Origin of the sequence: Kitasatospora indigofera (genome assembly GCF_014655955.1) — a bacterium.
Lineage (GTDB): Bacteria > Actinomycetota > Actinomycetes > Streptomycetales > Streptomycetaceae > Kitasatospora > Kitasatospora indigofera.
Window position 1 is genome coordinate 161,738 of sequence record NZ_BNBO01000010.1, and the last position, 16,411, is coordinate 178,148.

Here is a 16,411-nt window from a genome sequence, read left to right on the forward strand (position 1 = left end):
GAATCCGGGTCCTGCCGAGCGTCGCCTGTGCCTTTGGAGCACGAGCGATCCGGCGAAAGCAGTGCTGTATGAGGCCCTCTCCGCATCAAGCCCGCTCGCTCTGCAAGAGCGAACGGGCTCGGTACGGATCAAGCAGCAGGGCAAGAGGGACTTGAACCCCCAACCGCCGGTTTTGGAGACCGGTGCTCTACCAATTGAGCTATTGCCCTACGACGCCTCGCGGCGCCTGCAGTGTCCCCCAACCTACCGCATCCGGGGCCGCTGTATGCACAGGCGGTGGATGCTGCACTTCGGGAGCCATCGAGCAGTGAGTGTACGTGTTCCGGGGCGATTGGTCGAACCTCTCACCCGGGAGCCACCGGACCGTCACCGATCCGGCCCCCCGCGGAGCCGACACATGCTGGACCGCGCGCGTACGGATGGTGAAACCGCCATGCCCGGTCCGTCCCGGTTCTGCGACGATGCAGGCATGAGCGCTTCCACCCCGCAGCCCGACAGTTCCGTCCGTCCCGCCGACCGCCGGGTGTCCGCCCGGATCGGCGCGATCGCCGAGTCCGCCACCCTCGCCGTGGACGCCAAGGCCAAGGCCCTCAAGGCGGCCGGCCGGCCGGTCATCGGCTTCGGCGCCGGCGAGCCGGACTTCCCCACCCCGGACTACATCGTCGAGACGGCCGTCGAGGCCTGCCGCGACCCGAAGAACCACCGCTACACCCCCGCCGGCGGCCTGCCCGAGCTCAAGGCCGCCATCGCCGCCAAGACGCTGCGCGACTCCGGCTACGAGGTGGACGCCTCGCAGGTGCTGGTCACCAACGGCGGCAAGCAGGCCATCTACGAGGCCTTCGCCGCGATCCTGGACCCGGGTGACGAGGTCATCGTCCCGGCCCCGTACTGGACCACCTACCCCGAGTCGATCCAGCTCGCGGGCGGCGTCCCGGTCGAGGTGGTGGCCGACGAGACCACCGGCTACAAGGTCTCGGTCGAGCAGCTGGAGGCCGCGCGCACCGAGAACACCAAGGTCCTGCTGTTCGTCTCGCCGTCCAACCCGACCGGCGCGGTGTACACCCGTGACGAGGTCGAGGCGGTCGGCCGCTGGGCCCTGGAGCACGGCCTCTGGGTGCTCACCGACGAGATCTACGAGCACCTGGTCTACGGCGACGCCGAGTTCGTCTCGCTGCCGGCCCTGCTGCCCGAGCTCGCGGACAAGACCATCGTGGTCAACGGCGTGGCCAAGACCTACGCCATGACCGGCTGGCGGGTCGGCTGGGTGATCGGCCCCAAGGACGTCATCAAGGCCGCGACCAACCTCCAGTCGCACGCCACCTCGAACGTCTCCAACGTGGCCCAGCGCGCCGCCGTCGCCGCCGTCTCCGGCGACCTCTCCGCCGTGCACGAGATGCGGACCGCCTTCGACCGCCGCCGGCAGACCATCGTCCGCCTGCTCAACGAGATCGACGGCGTGGTCTGCCCCGAGCCCGAGGGCGCCTTCTACGCCTACCCGTCGGTGAAGGGCCTGCTCGGCAAGGAGATCCGCGGCAAGCGCCCGCAGACCTCCGCCGAGCTGGCGAGCCTGATCCTGGACGAGGCCGAGGTCGCGGTCGTCCCCGGCGAGGCCTTCGGGACCCCGGGCTACCTGCGCCTGTCCTACGCGCTCGGCGACGCCGACCTGGCCGAGGGCGTCGGCCGCCTGCAGAAGCTGCTCGGCGAGGCCCGCGACTGACCCGTCGCCGGATCCGTCGAACCGGAACCGCCCCCGTCACCCCTTCGAGGGATGTGACGGGGGCGGTTCCCGTGCGCGGCCCGGATACGGCAGTATCGGTGAATGGAACGCCTGCCTGTACCCCGCGACGTGAGGGACCTGCCGAAGGCCCATCTCCACCTGCACTTCACCGGTTCGATGCGCCCGGCCACGCTGCTGGAACTCGCCGCCAAGCACCGGATGCGCCTGCCCGAGGCCCTCAGCTCGGGCGAGCCGCCGCAACTGCGCGCCACCGACGAGCGCGGCTGGTTCCGCTTCCAGCGGCTGTACGACACCGCCCGCTCCGTCCTGCGGGACGAGGAGGACATCCGGCGCCTGGTGCTGGAGACCGCCGAGGACGAGCGGCGCGACGGCTCCCGCTGGCTGGAGATCCAGGTCGACCCGACCTCGTACGCCCCGCTGCTCGGCGGGCTGATCCCGGCCCTGGAGCTGATCCTGGACGCCGTCCGGCACGCCTCCGAGGTCACCGGGGTGGGCATCCGGGTGCTGGTGGCGGCCAACCGGATGAAGTCGCCGATGGACGCCCGGACCCTGGCCCGGCTCGCCGTCCGGTACGCCGACCGGGGCGTGGTCGGCTTCGGCCTCTCCAACGACGAACGCCGCGGCCTCGCCCGCGACTTCGACCGGGCCTTCGCGATCGCCAGGAACGGCGGCCTGCTGGCCGCCCCGCACGGCGGTGAACTGGCCGGCCCGGAGTCCGTCCGGGACTGCCTGGACGACCTGGGGGCCGGCCGGATCGGCCACGGCGTCCGGGCCGCGGAGGACCTGCGGCTGATGCAGCGCCTGGCCGACCGGCAGATCACCTGCGAGGTCTGCCCCTCGTCCAACGTCTCGCTCGGCGTCTACGAGCGCCCCGAGGACGTCCCGCTGCGACGGCTCTTCGACGCGGGGGTGCCGCTGGCGCTCGGCGCCGACGACCCGCTGCTGTTCGGCTCGCGGCTGGCCGCCCAGTACGGGCTGGCCCGGGACGTGCTGGGCTTCAACGACGCCGAGCTGGCCGAGCTGGCCCGGCAGTCCGTCCGGGGCTCGCGCGCGCCGGAGGACGTCCGCAAGGAACTGCTCGCCGACATCGACACCTGGCTGGCCGGCTGAGCCTCCCGTCGTCCCGCCCGGCCACCCGGCCGCCAGCCCGAGGGCCTACAGTGCGACGCCCACCATCACCGGCTCGTTGACCAGCTCCACCCCGAAGGCCGCCCGCACGCCGTCCCGGATCTCCCGGGCCAGCGCGAGCAGGTCGCCCGCGGTGGCGGCGCCCCGGTTGGTGAGCGCCAGGGTGTGCTTGGTGGAGAGGGTGGCCGGGCCGGCGCCGTAGCCCTTGCCGAAGCCGGCCTGGTCGATCAGCCAGGCGGCGGAGGTCTTGGTGCACCCGTCCGGCGCCGGGTAGGCGGGGGCGGTGCGACCGTCCAGCCTGGCCCGGAACTCGGCGTACTGGCCCGCCGTCAGGATCGGGTTGGTGAAGAAGGAGCCCGCCGACCAGGTGTCGTGGTCGGCCGCGTCCAGCACCATGCCCTTGCCGGCCCGCAGCCGCAGCACCGCGTCCCGGGCGGCGGCCAGGTCCACCCGCTCGCCGACCTCCACCCCCAGGTGCCTGGCCGTCTCCGCGTACCTCACCGGGGTGGAGAGCCCGCCGTTGTCCTCCAGCTCGAAGCGCACCCGCAGCACCACGTAGCGCTCCGGGTCCGCCTTGAAGCGGCTGTGCCGGTAGGAGAAGCCGCACTCCTCGCCGGTCAGCGTGACGCTCTCGCCGGCCCGGCGGTCGTAGGCGACCACCTCGGTGATGCCGGTGGACACCTCCTGGCCGTACGCGCCGACGTTCTGCACGGGCGTGGCGCCGGCCGAACCGGGGATGCCGGCCAGGAACTCGATCCCGGCCAGGCCCTTGTCCACCGTCCTGGCCACCGCGTCGGCCCAGACCTCTCCGGCCGCCAGCTCCAGCGCCGTGCCGTCCAGCTCGAAGCCGGTGGTGGCGATCCGCAACACCGTCCCGTCGAAGCCGGCGTCACCGATCACCAGGTTGCTGCCGCCGCCGATGACCAGCAGCGGTTCCCCGGCGGCGTCGGCCTCGCGGACGGCGGACACCACCTCGGCGTCGGTGGTCGCGGTGAGCAGCCGCCGGGCGGGGCCGCCGAGCCGGAGGGTGGTCAGCGGGGCGAGGGGGGCGTCGTGTTGTACCAGCACGCCACCAGCGTACGGGCGGCGCCCGGCCGTCCGCTCCGGCGGCGCCCGCCCGGGGCACGCCCCCGGGGCTCCGGGTGACGCGGATCACATCACCCAATTGAGCCGGTAGCTCCCGGATCCGGGGGGCGGCCGCCCGGAAACCCGCTTGCCGGGGCTTCGTACGCCTGCCAACTTGCTGGTGATCTCCGTGCGGCCCACGCCGGGGACACCCCAGGGGGGAGCACCTTGCCCAACCGTCCGTACGAGCACCGCACAGCCCGCGCCGCCGCCACGGCGGCGGCGTTCCTCGTCGTCTCGGCGCTCGCCGCCCCGACCGCCCTCGCCGCCGGCCCGGGCACCACCGCGGCCGCCGGCCCGGGCACCGCCGCGGTCGCCGCCGCCGACGCCGCGTCCGACGCCGCCGGGGCGGCCGGAGCGGAGGCCGAGGGCGACCCGCACCGCGCCACCGTCTCCGATCCGCACCTCGGACCGGTCCATCCCCACACGCTCAGCCCGGCGGCCGCGGACCTGGAGTCCTGCGGCCTGCCCGACCCGGCGGCCTGGGGCTGGATCGGCGCGGGATCGGACGCCCCGGGCGCGGTCACCCTCAACGCCACGGTGACCGACCCGGCCGGCACGCCCCTGCGTTCCGCGAACCGGCTGACGGACTACAGCCTCCCGGGCAGCCCGGTGGTGGCCACCGGCCACTCCGACACCACCGCGAGCGGGTCCGTCGCCTCCTTCACCGTGCCGTCCGGGCTGGTCAAGGACGGGCACGCCTACGGCTGGACCGCCCGCGCCACCGGCCTCACCGGCGCGGCCCACCAGTCGGCCGCCTCCCCGTCCTGCCACTTCCGGGTGGACCTGACCCCGCCCACCGTCACCCTCCCGGCCGAGGTGACCGACCCGGCGCACCAGTTCCCGCCCTCCGGCAACGGCCAGAGCACCGGGCTGCACCTGGGCCAGAGCGGCAGCCTCCCGTTCACGGCGGCCGACGCGGACCCGTCCGCCCTGGGAGCCTCCGGCGTGGCCTGCGTCCGCTGGGGCTTCGACCCCCAGTTCGCCGACGCCTCGTGGAAGTGCGGGAGCGAGCTGCCCGCCGGCGCGCTCACCGTCACACCGGCGCACTGGGGGACCAACACCACCTACATCCAGGTGGCCGACAACGCGGGCAACCACTCGCAGCCCGCCGCCTACAGCTACTACGTCCCGGACCGCCCGGCGCCCAGCTGGGTGTACGGCGACGTGACGGGCGACGGCGTCCCCGACGTGCTCACCGCGGACACGGCGGGCAACCTGCGGACGTACAGCGCGGTCGGCCCGACCGGCAAGCTCGCCTCACCGGCCGGCCAGGGCCCCGGCGGTTCCTGGGGCGGCGTGCAGGTGACGCACCGCTCAAGCAACAACGGGCCTCCCGCCGACAACGTCTTCGCCCACCGGGACGGCTCCGGCTTCCTGAGCCTCTACATGACCAGCTACAGCGAGCCGGGAACGTACAACCGGGGCTTGGCGACGACGGTCGACAAGCCGGAGTGCGTGGCGCCCGCGAGCGACCCCGACCGGTGCGCGGACTACCTCACGGACTTCAGCCGCACCCTGCGGATCGCCGCCACGGGCGGGATCACCCTGCCCGACTACACGCAGAGCGCGCAGAACCTGAACCGGCCGGGCCTGCTGACCGTCGAGGCGAACGCCGACGGCACCGACGCGGCCCTCTGGTTCTACCCCGCCGGGGGCTACAACGGCTTCGACCGGCCGGTGCGGCTCGCCGCCACCGGCTGGAGGGACACCGAGCTGATCACCCCGGGCGACTGGGCCGGGCAGGGCCGTCCCGGGCTGTGGACGCGCGACCGCCTGACCGGGGACGTGCACGCCCTCACCTTCACCGTGGGCACCATCGAGTCGGCCGACCCGTTCGGCGACCCGACCGAGGTCACGGCCCTCACCGCCATCGCCGGTGACACCGTGATCGGCAACGTCCCGGTCTCGCAGTGGTCGCTGATCGGCTCCGAGGGCGACCTCACCGGGAACGGCAGCCCCGCCCTGTGGGGCGTCACCGGTACCGGTGAGGTCCAGGTCCGCGCCGGGCACCGGACCGGCAGCCCGGCCGCGCCCGGCTTCGCCTTCGAGGACACCGTCCGCACCATCGGCAGCACCGCGCCCCCGGCCGGCTGACCACCGCTCAGCACCACCCCACCTCAGCAAGCAGGGCAAGCACCGCTCAGCACCGCTCAGCACCGCTCAGCACCGCTCAGCACCGCTCAGCGCAAAGGCCGGGCCCGGGGCGTCCGCCCGGGCCCGGCCTTTGTCTGCGGACCCGTCAGGCCAGCTGCACGACCGCGCGGGACATGCCCAGCACCTTCTGGCCGCCGGAGGTCGCCACCAGGTCGACCCGGACCTTGCGGTCCTCCAGCAGGGCCGCGACCTTCGCCGTGACGTCGATCACCGCGCCGGTGCCGTCGTTGGGCACCGGGACCGGACGGGTGAACCGCACGCCGTACTCGACCACCGCGCCGGGGTCGCCCAGCCAGTCAGTGACCACCCGGACGGCCTCGGCCATGGTGAACATGCCGTGCGCGATGACGTCGGGCAGCCCGACCTCCAGCGCGAACTTCTCGTTCCAGTGGATCGGGTTGAAGTCCCCCGACGCGCCCGCGTACCGCACCAGCGTGTCGCGGGTCACCGGGAAGGAACGGCCGGGCAGCTCGGTGCCGACCTCGACCTCGTCGAAACTGATCGCCATCGTGCTACTCCCCCGCCTCGTCGGCGGCCCGGGCCACCAGGGTCATCAATGACGTGACCACGTGCTCACCGCTGCCGTCGGACACCTCGCCGCGCACCGTCAGCACGTCGTTGCCGGCCAGCGACTTGATGGCGTCGATGGTCACCACGACCGAGAGCCGGTCGCCGGCCCGCACCGGGCGGGTGTAGGCGAACTTCTGGTCGCCGTGCACCACCCGGGTGAAGTCCAGGCCGAGCTCCGGGTCCTCGACCACCTGGGCGGCGGCCCGGTAGGTGATGACGAAGGGGAAGGTCGGCGGGGCGATCACGTCCGGGTGGCCCAGCGCCTTGGCGGCCTCCGGGTCCGAGTACGCCGGGTTGTCGTCGCCGACGGCGGCGGCGAACTCGCGGATCTTCTCGCGGCCGACCTCGTAGGGCTCGGTGGGCGGGTAGGTCCGCCCGATGAAGGCGGGGTCGAGCGGCATGGGCAACTCCTCCGGGGTCGGGTCGATACGAAAAAACTCCGGGCCGCACCCCTGGGAAGGGATGCGGCCCGGAGTCAGAGACCTGAGTCACACAGGCCCGGCGACACCTTACGGGGTCAGCGGGTCTCGCGGTGAGCGGTGTGCGAGTTGCAGCGGGGGCAGTGCTTCTTCATCTCAAGACGGTCCGGGTCGTTACGCCGGTTCTTCTTGGTGATGTAGTTCCGCTCCTTGCACTCCACGCAGGCCAGCGTGATCTTCGGGCGGACATCGGTGGCAGCCACGGGAGTGCCTTCCTTGGACAATGGGTGAGAACACAACAAGAGTAGCCGACCGGGAGTTCGATCTCCCGACCGACTACGCGGGGTAGCGGTGACCGGACTTGAACCGGTGACACAGCGATTATGAGCCGCTTGCTCTACCAACTGAGCTACACCGCCACAGTGACCTTCATGACAGCCGAGGCTGACAATCGTTCACCAGAGCCCCCATGCGGAATCGAACCGCAGACCTTCTCCTTACCATGGAGACGCTCTACCGACTGAGCTATAGGGGCGAACGAGGAAGAGATTACACGGTTCCCGGCCAGAGGTGAAATCCGTATCCGGACCGGAAGATCGCAGGTGGGCGGCTCGCACACCCGACCGATCGACGAGCCCCGGTCCGGACGGCCTGCGAAGGCCACGGCCCGACCCGATACGACTTTTGCCCGCCTCCCTGCGGCCCGCCCGTCGGCGCCCTAGGCTCGGACCCCCAGCGATCTTGGCTGCCACGAAACCCTCCCGGCCCGTCGGCGGGCCCCGGGGGACGCGGGAAGGAGTCTGCCGATGACCGCGGACAGCACACCCGCCGACGGGCCGCAGCAGGGCCACGGCCCGGCCGCCAACCCGCTCGGGCACGGCCCCGTCCTGCTCCTCACCGGAGCCCGCCTCGCGGACGGCCGGGTGGTCGACGTCCGGACCAACGGCGACCGGATCCAGGCCGTCGGCACCGTCGGCAGCCTCGCCCCCCTGCACGCCCTGCCCGGCGGCCCCACCGCCACCACCGGCGCCCGGATCGACCTGGCCGGCTACCTGCTGCTGCCGGCCCCCGCCGAGGCGCACGCGCACTACGACCTCGCGTTCTCCGCCGCCCTGTCCGCCCCGCCCCCGGAGACCCCGGCCGACCTGACCCGCCGGGTCACCGAGGCCGCCCTCACCTCGTTGGGCTACGGCGCCACCGCCCAGCGCACCCACGTCCGGATCGGCGACGTGCACGGCCTGCGCCGCCTGGAGGCCGTGCTCACCGCCCGGCAGTCCCTGCGCGGCCTCGCCGAACTCCAGGCCGTCGCGATGCCCAGGCTGCTCACCGGCCTCGCCGGCGCGGACGGCCGGGCCCAGCTGCGCGACGCCCTCAAGCTCGGCGCCACGGCCGCCGGCGGCTGCCCCGACCTGGACCCGGACCCGGCCGGCTACGTCCAGGTGCTGCTGGAGGCCGCCGGCGAGGCCGACTGCCCGGTCGACCTGCACACCCAGGGCGCCGAACCGGCCGCCCTGGCCAGGCTCGCCGCGGCGCTCGCCCCGCTGCGCCCGCGCGTCACCCTCGGCCCGTGCAGCGCGCTCGGACCGGACGGGCCGGGCGTCCTGGCGCACGCCGGCATCCGGGTGGTCTGCCTGCCGCAGAACGGCTGCTGCACCGGGGTCCCGGGCCGCCCCGGCGGCCTGCGCCCCGCCCTGGCGGCCGAGTTGGCGCGGGCGGGGGTGCCGGTGGCGGCCGGCAGCGGCTCGCTGCGCGACACCGCCAACCCGGCCGGCCGGGCCGACCCGCTGGAGGCCGCCTACCTGCTGGCCGCCGGCGGGGCGAGCGTCGAGGCCGCGTACGACGCCGTCGCCAACCAGGCCAGGATCACCCTCGGCCTGCCGCCCGTCCGGGTGGACGCGGGCTTCCCCGCCGAGCTCCTCGCCATCCGCGGCGACAGCCTGGCCGGCGCGCTCGCCGGCGGTCACAGCCGCCTGGTCGTGCACGCCGGACGGATCGTCAGCCGGACCAGCGCGGTACGGGAGTTCGCCGACACGGTGGCGCTCGCGCTGCCCCGCCAGAGCGCTCCGGAGTAGCCCGGACGGCCAGGCTCCGCGTCCTCCCCGGCAGCGCTCCCGACTCCCCGCCGGCGGCCGGCGCCGTCGGCGTGCCGCGGGCCGGCGGTTCGGGGCGGAGCAGCCACCGGCGCGGGCGTGGACGGCGTACGGGGCGGGCGGGCCTGACGTCCCGGCGGGCGCCGGTTGGGAAGACGATCAGCTCGTACGGAGGACCCCCGGCTCGCACCAGGGCACGTCCGGGACTGTCGCAGCGGGGAGGCTGACAGGCCTCGCCCGCCCCTGACCAATCACTCTGATGCTATTCGTGTGTAATTGCAAGCAGTGCGCAATAGTGTGGTGGAGGCACGTCCGAACACCCATCACCACACCGACTAGGAGCCGCTGTCCATGGGCCAGTACACCCTCCCCGACCTCGCCTACGACTACTCCGCGCTTGAGCATGCGATGACGGGCGAGATCCTGGAACTGCACCACTCCAAGCACCACGCCGCCTACGTGAAGGGCGCCAACGACACCCTGGAGCAGATCGCCGAGGCCCGCGAGAAGGACCAGTTCGGCGGCCTGGTGGGCCTGCAGAAGACGCTGGCCTTCCACCTGTCGGGCCACGTCCTGCACTCGCTCTTCTGGGAGAACCTCTCGCCCGACGGCGGCGACCGCCCCGACGGCGCCCTCGCCGACGCCATCGAGGAGCACCTCGGCGGCTTCGAGGCCTTCAAGAAGCAGCTCACCACCGCCACCGTCGGCGTCCAGGGCTCGGGCTGGGGCATCCTCTCCTGGGAGCCGCTGGGCAAGCGCCTGATCGTCGAGCAGGTCTACGACCACCACGGCAACGTCGGCCAGGGCACCACCCCGCTGCTGGCCTTCGACGCCTGGGAGCACGCCTACTACCTGCAGTACAAGAACGTCCGCCCGGACTACGTCACCAAGCTGTGGGACGTCGTCAACTGGAACGACGTCTCCGCCCGCTTCGCCGCCGCCCGGGGCTGACCCCTCCGCCGGCCCGGCCGCCCCTCGGCTCCCCGTCCTCCCCACGGCCGCCGGGGGCCGGCACCGGGGGCGGCGGGCGGGTCCGCCCGGACATACGAAAGCGGCCCCTGACTTGCGTTTCCGCAGGTCAGGGGCCGTTCCGTTATCCGGTGGCTGGTGCAGGGTTCGAACCTGCGTAGCTTGCGCGACAGATTTACAGACTACGCACGCCAGGACCGCTGACCTGGGCAGGAACCGACTCGACTCGCTCCGATCCCACAGATATCCCTGAGCATCGCTCGGAAGCCTCATGGAAGGCCGTGCCGCCGGAGCGTTACAGCCTCATATCCCTGCAGGCGCCCGGACAGGCAGTCATTGGGCTGTCCGGGCACCTGCCGGCCCGTCCGTGCAGGTCAACTGCGGTACCAGGACAACCGGACAGCCCGGACAGTTGGTACCGCCTTGAATGTCCACCTCGGGTCGAGCTCCCGCCAGCGATGAGGCCAGGCACTCCTTGTGAAGGGCAGCCAGACGCAGGAACGACTTGTCTTGGCAAACCATCCCACGAGACCAGCGCCCTCCTCTACGCTGGCTGCGGAACAACGCCTTGCGAGATAGAGGAAGCATTGGATCCCGAGGTAGCCGCCCTAGCGTCCACAGCCAGTGCCACAATAATGCAGCTTGCATTGACCGACTCATGGAATTCCGCTAAAGGGGCCCTAGCTCGCCTCTGGAGTAGAGACGGATCTGATCGCCACGAGGTTATTGAAGCCGATCTGGAGGAGACGCGGGGCGAACTCCTGGCAGCATCCGATAACTCCATGGATGAAGTTCTAGAAGAAGTCAGGGTCGAGTGGCAGTCACGGCTACGTCGCCTTCTCGCATCCTCTCCCGAAGCAGTAGCCGAACTGAGGGGGATTCTTCAGGAATTCTCACCTCAGACAATCCCCGAAGCTTCGGCATCCATCACAATGCACGCGAATTCCTCAGGAAGCAGTCGCATTTATCAGCTTGGCAAGGGCACCCAGAGGAACGGGTGATACAGCCATGCGCGATTCCACTGAAAAGTCGAGCCAGGGAAATATTAGCCTCGATGCCGTCGCATCGGGAAACTCGGCACTTGCCCAGCTAGGCCAGGGGCATCAGCATAACTATTTTGGCGCCTCTGTTCCAATTCCGCCAGTAAGTGACTGGATCCGCGTAGCCGATGTGGATCCAATTATTCTCGGGATCCACAAGTGCCGTCCGATCGGCAAAACTATCGGACTGACACCCTATGTCGCGCGTGATGTTGACTCGCAGATTAGCGAATCCATCTCACAGAGCAGAAGCGGCGGCTTTACGCTAATTGTTGGCGACTCGACGGCCGGCAAGACTCGATCTCTTTACGAAGCAATCCTGGAAAGCCTTCCGGATGCGCGGATCATTTCGCCCTCTAATCCAGGCTCAATTCGACAGATACCACAACTTGCCCATGAGAGCGAACAGCAATCCGTGCTGTGGCTGGATGACCTAGAGCGATTTCTAGGCCCGGATGGTGTCGAGCCATTTCTTGTAGGCCAGCTGATCAACGCGGGAGTATGCATCGCCGCAACCCTTCGCGCCGAACGGTACGAAGCCTTCATGCCTCGCGCCGAACGAGCTGCGGGCATGATGCGCGACGAGACGGCCCAACACATCGCGCGTATTGGTATGCAGGTCCTGAACATCGCGGACACGATTGAAATGGATCGCGTCTGGAGCCCTAGCGAAATTCGCTCCGCACAGGAGTTCGCCGACCAACGCATCATAGAGGCAATCGATCACCACGGCCCATATGGGATTGCCGAATATCTCGCCGCAGGACCGCCCCTTTATGGCGAATGGAAAAGGGCTCTGCGTGCCCACGGGAACCCCCGTGGGCACGCTCTTGTAGCTGCTGCCGTTGATTTGGCGCGAGCAGGCCTGATCCATCCTATAAAACTCTCCGACCTAGAAGCCCTCCACCACCTCTATCTGGATAAAGCCGGCGGCCCACTCCTCAGGCCAGAAAGCTTCGAAGAGGCAGTAGATTGGGCCACTTCGATACGGTACGGCGTGACAAGTTTGCTCATGCCAAGCAAGGACAACAGGTGGCGGGCATTTGACTATCTTATTGATAGCGCATCAAGAGACCAGAAGGGATTTCCCGCAGAAGATTCCTTCTGGCTAACGGCCGCCTCCCTGGCGGCAGTTGACTGGGAGTACTTTAATATCACGCAAGCTGCCTCAAAAAATGGGCGCCGTGAATTGACAGAGAGACTCTGGATAGAACGCGCACACGGCGGCGACAGCCATGCCGCTTTTCATCTCGCACTGCACTACGCAGAGCTGGAAGAAGCGGCGACCCAGGAGCATTGGGTTCGCAGGGCCGCAGAGGAAGGCAACCCACAAGCGCTACTAATGCTCGGTGAGCTCCAGATCGATCGTGGAGACCTCGGCGATGCCACCATCAGCTTGAGCAAAGGACTGGAACTAGGCGAAGAGGACTGTGCGTGGAAGCTCGGCACCATCCACATAATGCTGGGCGACATGGTCAAGGCGGAGGAGTTCTGGAGGACCGGCCATGCAATGGGGAGTGTGGGAGCAGGAACCTCGCTCGGAATTCACCTCGACCACCAAGGTCAACTGGAATCAGCGATCGAGGTATTTCGCCGAACGGCCATTGAATCCAGCATGCCAAATACGCAATACAACCTTGCGCGCGCACTAGAGCGGCATGGATCGATCGACGAGTCGAAAACCTGGTACGAAAAGGCTGCAGATGCTGGACATGCGCACGCTCAGACAAATCTTGGAGTTCTTCTAACCAAAGAGGGAGATCTCCAAAAAGCACTAGAGTACTTCCTGAAGGCGACAGATGGCGATGACGGCCTAGGAGCCTGCCATGCGGCAGACATTGAAGGACTAATGGGCCGCGAGGAGGAGGCAGAGAGGCTTTATGAAAAGTCTTTTACTCTCGGCCTCGTGCATGCCGCAGATCATCTGGGGATTCTCCATATCCGGCGCGGTGATCTCTCGCTCGCGAAGCATTGGTTCAGAATTTCTCGGGCACATGGAAACGAATCTGCGACATGGAATCTTGGGATGATACGACTCTACGGGGGGGATATTCCAAGCCTCGATGTATTAATAATCTGCAATTGGCCCAATTAGATAGAAGCCCGCAGCAATTATTGAAGGCCGAATCCCCGTTGTAGCTGTTTTGCGATCTCGGTCTCAGTGCACTTGTTCAGATAGTCATGAGGACCTCGCGACGCCAAGTGACTCGTCGCTCGAAGGTTGGCGTGGAACAGTGCTCCCAATGACCTGAGTTGCTCCTATGCTTTCTCCGTTCTGGCCGGCATTGGGCCAGGTGGGGAGACGGGGACGAGTGGATACCATCACTCAGGTAGTGACGATCGCAGCGGTACTTCTGGGAGCCGTGACGACGTACGTCACGAACCACCTGATGGAGAGGAGCAGGCAACGGGCGACGCTTCGAGTCCGCTGGGATGAGAAGAAACTCGATGCCTACGCCGAGTATGTCGGCTGTGTTCGAGGGACCATCCACGTCTCCGTCCTGCTCTACGAGGTGCGCGAGGATCTTCGCTCGATGCCGCGCGGTGAGCACGACCTGACCATGGACCTCACCCAAGCCAGCGGCGCCCAAGCCCTCGCTTTCGAGCGAGTGATGCTTCTAGCGGGTGACGCGGTTGTCGATGCCGCCCACAAGGTCCAAGAAGCAACGGCAGCAATCGGTTGGCAGGCGCGTGGCGTTGTGGACGGGAGCTTGGAGGAGTGGCGGCGCCTGCACTCCACTGCCTTCCGCTGCATCAATACGTTCCACCAACTCGCACGCGCTGACCTCGGAGTGAGCGGCAGCTTCGAAGGGGAACAGCACACGGCCCGCGGCCTGCTTCTACCTGGCAGCCGAACCGGCGAGTAGACGAAAACAGCCTCGATGGTGAAAACAGGATCCCTGTCTTCACCATCGAGGCTGTCGTGTTTCTCGCCTCAGTCGTTGATGCGCCAGCTAGGAAGCGCAGCCAAAGCCCGTGCCCGTGCCTCTACGACAGCCATGCGTGCGGCCCGCTCGCCCGCCTGGACGTGTGCAGCTTGGCTCGTGCTCTGCCCTGGCCACTTGCGGTAGAGAAGGCCTGTCTCGGCGGTGAACCACCCTCGACTCACAGCGTCGAGCGCCATCAGTAGCCCGGTGTCCTCGGACGCAGGCAGTGCCATCCATCCACCTAGGGCGAGCAGGACATCCCGTCGCATGAACAGCGTGGCCGGGTGCACCTGCGCGCGGTAGTCGTGGGTCGACCAGTGGTCGAGCACTGCACCGCGCTCTATGGGTCCCTCGGGCGGGTCCTGGTCGAAGCCGGCGGTGGAACCATCGGGAAGCAAGTCCAGCACGCGCGAGGTGGTCCAGCAGATGCCGGGGTGCTCTTCCAGGACAGCGAGGTCCCGAGCCAGGGTGCCCGAGGTCAGCATGTCATCGGCATCAAGCACCTTGACGTACCGACCCGTTGCGCGAGGCAGTGCGAGCGTGCGGGTGACGGCGGCACGGCTCGGTCGCCCCTGCCCAAAGCTGATGCGTGGGTCGTTGGGAACATGCGGGACGACCTTGTCGGTAGTGCCGTCCTCCTGGATGACCCACTGCCAGTCCCAACCCTCGGGAAGCTGCTGGTCCAGCAGCGACTTGTAGGCGTCGGCCAAGTACTCCGCCGCAGGCGCGTGTACCGCCGTGATGACGGAAATGATGTTGGTCATGCTCACCACCTGTTCAAGGGAGTCGTGAACACCAGCTCGGTGCGATCACCGGGCAGGGTGACGTCGGATACCTCGACGACGCGCCCGCCAGTATCGATGCTGACCTTGCGGAGCACGATCACCGAAACGCCGGCCCGAAGGCCCAACTCCTCCGCCTCTTCAGCGGTGGGGGGTCGGGCGGTGAGGTGCTCATCGATGCGGTCCAGCTCGATACCGATCGTGAAGAGCTGATTCTGCGTACCGCCCGGCCACGGCTCGGTGCTGGGATCGAGTAGCTCAGGGTTCGCCTTGACGACGTCGTAGACGAGGTAGGAGTGGGACAGGTTGAACGGGGCGTCCTCCTCCTGGTAGCGAGTGCGGTAGATCCGTTCGAGCAGCTGCGTACCGGGCGCGACACCGAAGACGTGGGCCAGGTCCTCGTTGGCCTCTACCTTCTGGAAGTCCGCGCTGAACACCAGGTCCGAGACCGTCAGACCGGTGTCGTGCTCGGTCGCGCCGGTCTCCCGACGGGTGGTGTCGGAGAGGCGGGCCCGGTCCTTCTCCCACTGGTGACGCTGGTTGGTACGCACGACGAGCTTCCGAGGCTTGCGCACGAAGTTGCCCCGTCCGTGGACCTTGTCGACCACTCCCTCGGCAGCCAGGACGCCCAGCGCCTGCCGGATGGTCGGAAGGCTCGTCTTGTAGTGCCCCGTTAGGTCAGGCGTCTCGGACGGCAACTTGCCGCCGGGCAGCCACTCGCCGGCACGGATGCGGATACGAAGGTCGTCCGCAATCTTCTCGTACTTGGCCATTTCGGACCTCGCTGCTCTATCTCGGTGACTGCGACAGCTTAAGTCCTCAAGAGGTGTTGACGCGACGACTGACGGGGCCTCATAGTCTTAACCAGCTCCTCAAGAGGAGCTGAGGACAGCTTGTCTTGAGGGCCTTCTTTGGGTTGCTCGGACCTGCGAAAGAGGCGCCTGGAGGGGTGGGGTGACAGCCCCCCGAAGGAAGTGCTCGTCCCTTGAGAACTGAATAGGTCCCGCCGAGAGCCCCGCGAAAGGAGGTGTCTGGGGAGAGGCGGAGGCAGACCGAAAGGCGGACGGCCCTTAGCGGGCCCCTGCGGGGGTGAGGGTGCGACTCCCTCCCCGTCCACTCGCAGCCGGCCAGCGCTCGATGCGCTGACCAGCTGTTGTTATCCGGCTCGTTGAGTTGGGCTGCCGCGCTCCCGGCCAAGGTTCGCGCGGCAGCCCCTCGGGCCCACACACCTGGAAGAGGTAGACCCGTGAAACTGATTGTTGCAGGACAGGAGGCCGCCACGGCCTCCGAGTTCGCCGAGCTGGCGCTCGGCATCGACGTGGAGCTGTTCGCCGGGACGTTCGGCGAGTCCGCGCTTTCGCGGCGGGCCCGGCTGGCGGTCGCGAACGAGGTGCTGCGGGACCTGGGCCCGGAGGAGGCCAGGTACGCGAAGGCCCTGATGCGCACGGCGGCCCGCCGCCGGCTGC

General features: G+C 68.8%; 14 protein-coding genes and 3 tRNA genes. 8 read left to right on the forward strand and 9 right to left on the reverse strand.

The window, feature by feature from the left end:
- Window positions 1–136 precede the first annotated feature (136 nt).
- Window positions 137–209: transfer RNA gene (locus tag IE329_RS12460), tRNA-Trp, on the reverse strand.
- Between the two features lie 260 nt (window positions 210–469).
- On the opposite strand from IE329_RS12460, the gene IE329_RS12465 reads away from it, so the two are divergent.
- Both IE329_RS12465 and IE329_RS12470 read left to right on the forward strand, forming a co-directional pair.
- Window positions 470–1,717 (forward strand): pyridoxal phosphate-dependent aminotransferase, encoded by a 1,248-nt coding sequence (locus IE329_RS12465; RefSeq protein ID WP_190210905.1) that lies wholly within the window; start codon window positions 470–472, stop codon window positions 1,715–1,717.
- 102 nt (window positions 1,718–1,819) lie between these two features.
- Window positions 1,820–2,848 carry an adenosine deaminase gene (locus IE329_RS12470; protein WP_190210906.1) on the forward strand — a complete coding sequence of 343 codons (1,029 nt, stop codon included), beginning with the start codon at window positions 1,820–1,822 and terminating at the stop codon, window positions 2,846–2,848.
- Between the two features lie 45 nt (window positions 2,849–2,893).
- Here the strand turns inward: IE329_RS12470 and IE329_RS12475 are convergent, their stop codons facing one another.
- Entirely contained in the window at window positions 2,894–3,934 is a 1,041-nt protein-coding gene (locus IE329_RS12475; RefSeq protein ID WP_190210907.1) for a UDP-N-acetylmuramate dehydrogenase, read from the reverse strand.
- A gap of 225 nt (window positions 3,935–4,159) precedes the next feature.
- Between IE329_RS12475 and IE329_RS12480 the strand changes: the two genes are divergently transcribed.
- Window positions 4,160–6,088, forward strand: a complete 1,929-nt coding sequence (locus tag IE329_RS12480) for a hypothetical protein (protein ID WP_190210908.1) — start codon at window positions 4,160–4,162, stop codon at window positions 6,086–6,088.
- 145 nt (window positions 6,089–6,233) lie between these two features.
- Here IE329_RS12480 and IE329_RS12485 read toward each other — a convergent pair whose 3' ends face one another.
- From IE329_RS12485 to IE329_RS12505, 5 genes are all read right to left on the reverse strand, one after another.
- Window positions 6,234–6,656 (reverse strand): MaoC family dehydratase, encoded by a 423-nt coding sequence (locus IE329_RS12485; protein WP_073924356.1) that lies wholly within the window; start codon window positions 6,654–6,656, stop codon window positions 6,234–6,236.
- Between the two features lie 4 nt (window positions 6,657–6,660).
- Window positions 6,661–7,119, reverse strand: coding sequence for a MaoC family dehydratase N-terminal domain-containing protein (locus tag IE329_RS12490; protein WP_073924357.1), 459 nt, complete (start codon window positions 7,117–7,119; stop codon window positions 6,661–6,663).
- Between the two features lie 116 nt (window positions 7,120–7,235).
- On the reverse strand, window positions 7,236–7,400 hold the full coding sequence (gene rpmG / locus IE329_RS12495) for a 50S ribosomal protein L33 (protein ID WP_006604855.1): 165 nt from the start codon (window positions 7,398–7,400) through the stop codon (window positions 7,236–7,238).
- An 83-nt stretch (window positions 7,401–7,483) separates the two neighbouring features.
- A tRNA-Met gene (locus tag IE329_RS12500) sits at window positions 7,484–7,556 on the reverse strand.
- 43 nt (window positions 7,557–7,599) lie between these two features.
- A tRNA-Thr gene (locus IE329_RS12505) sits at window positions 7,600–7,672 on the reverse strand.
- A gap of 271 nt (window positions 7,673–7,943) precedes the next feature.
- Here IE329_RS12505 and IE329_RS12510 point away from each other — a divergent pair.
- The 4 genes from IE329_RS12510 (at window position 7,944) to IE329_RS12525 (ending at window position 14,103) form a co-directional block, all read left to right on the forward strand.
- Entirely contained in the window at window positions 7,944–9,209 is a 1,266-nt protein-coding gene (locus tag IE329_RS12510) for an amidohydrolase family protein (RefSeq protein WP_190210909.1), read from the forward strand.
- A gap of 369 nt (window positions 9,210–9,578) precedes the next feature.
- On the forward strand, window positions 9,579–10,178 hold the full coding sequence (locus IE329_RS12515) for a superoxide dismutase (protein ID WP_190210910.1): 600 nt from the start codon (window positions 9,579–9,581) through the stop codon (window positions 10,176–10,178).
- 1,026 nt (window positions 10,179–11,204) lie between these two features.
- Window positions 11,205–13,331: a tetratricopeptide repeat protein gene (locus tag IE329_RS12520; protein WP_190210911.1), complete on the forward strand. Its 2,127-nt coding sequence runs from the start codon at window positions 11,205–11,207 to the stop codon at window positions 13,329–13,331.
- Window positions 13,332–13,548: 217 nt separating this feature from the next.
- Window positions 13,549–14,103, forward strand: coding sequence for a hypothetical protein (locus IE329_RS12525; protein WP_190210912.1), 555 nt, complete (start codon window positions 13,549–13,551; stop codon window positions 14,101–14,103).
- 68 nt (window positions 14,104–14,171) lie between these two features.
- Here the strand turns inward: IE329_RS12525 and IE329_RS12530 are convergent, their stop codons facing one another.
- Window positions 14,172–14,927: a glycosyltransferase family 2 protein gene (locus IE329_RS12530; protein WP_190210913.1), complete on the reverse strand. Its 756-nt coding sequence runs from the start codon at window positions 14,925–14,927 to the stop codon at window positions 14,172–14,174.
- Window positions 14,928–14,929: 2 nt separating this feature from the next.
- Window positions 14,930–15,718, reverse strand: a complete 789-nt coding sequence (locus IE329_RS12535) for a GntR family transcriptional regulator (RefSeq protein WP_190210914.1) — start codon at window positions 15,716–15,718, stop codon at window positions 14,930–14,932.
- A 473-nt stretch (window positions 15,719–16,191) separates the two neighbouring features.
- On the opposite strand from IE329_RS12535, the gene IE329_RS12540 reads away from it, so the two are divergent.
- Window positions 16,192–16,411, forward strand: a 220-nt coding sequence (locus IE329_RS12540) for a hypothetical protein (protein ID WP_190210915.1), incomplete at its 3' end; no start/stop codon positions are given.

Bases quoted from the DNA above. Each gene is read 5' to 3' on its own strand.
- IE329_RS12535 (WP_190210914.1), bottom strand. From the start codon at position 15,718: ATGGCCAAGTACGAGAAGATTGCGGACGACCTTCGTATCCGCATCCGT.
- IE329_RS12490 (WP_073924357.1), bottom strand. From the start codon at position 7,119: ATGCCGCTCGACCCCGCCTTCATCGGGCGGACCTACCCGCCCACCGAG.
- IE329_RS12465 (WP_190210905.1), top strand. From the start codon at position 470: ATGAGCGCTTCCACCCCGCAGCCCGACAGTTCCGTCCGTCCCGCCGAC.
- IE329_RS12485 (WP_073924356.1), bottom strand. From the start codon at position 6,656: ATGGCGATCAGTTTCGACGAGGTCGAGGTCGGCACCGAGCTGCCCGGC.
- IE329_RS12515 (WP_190210910.1), top strand. From the start codon at position 9,579: ATGGGCCAGTACACCCTCCCCGACCTCGCCTACGACTACTCCGCGCTT.
- IE329_RS12520 (WP_190210911.1), top strand. From the start codon at position 11,205: ATGCGCGATTCCACTGAAAAGTCGAGCCAGGGAAATATTAGCCTCGAT.
- IE329_RS12510 (WP_190210909.1), top strand. From the start codon at position 7,944: ATGACCGCGGACAGCACACCCGCCGACGGGCCGCAGCAGGGCCACGGC.
- IE329_RS12530 (WP_190210913.1), bottom strand. From the start codon at position 14,927: ATGACCAACATCATTTCCGTCATCACGGCGGTACACGCGCCTGCGGCG.
- IE329_RS12470 (WP_190210906.1), top strand. From the start codon at position 1,820: ATGGAACGCCTGCCTGTACCCCGCGACGTGAGGGACCTGCCGAAGGCC.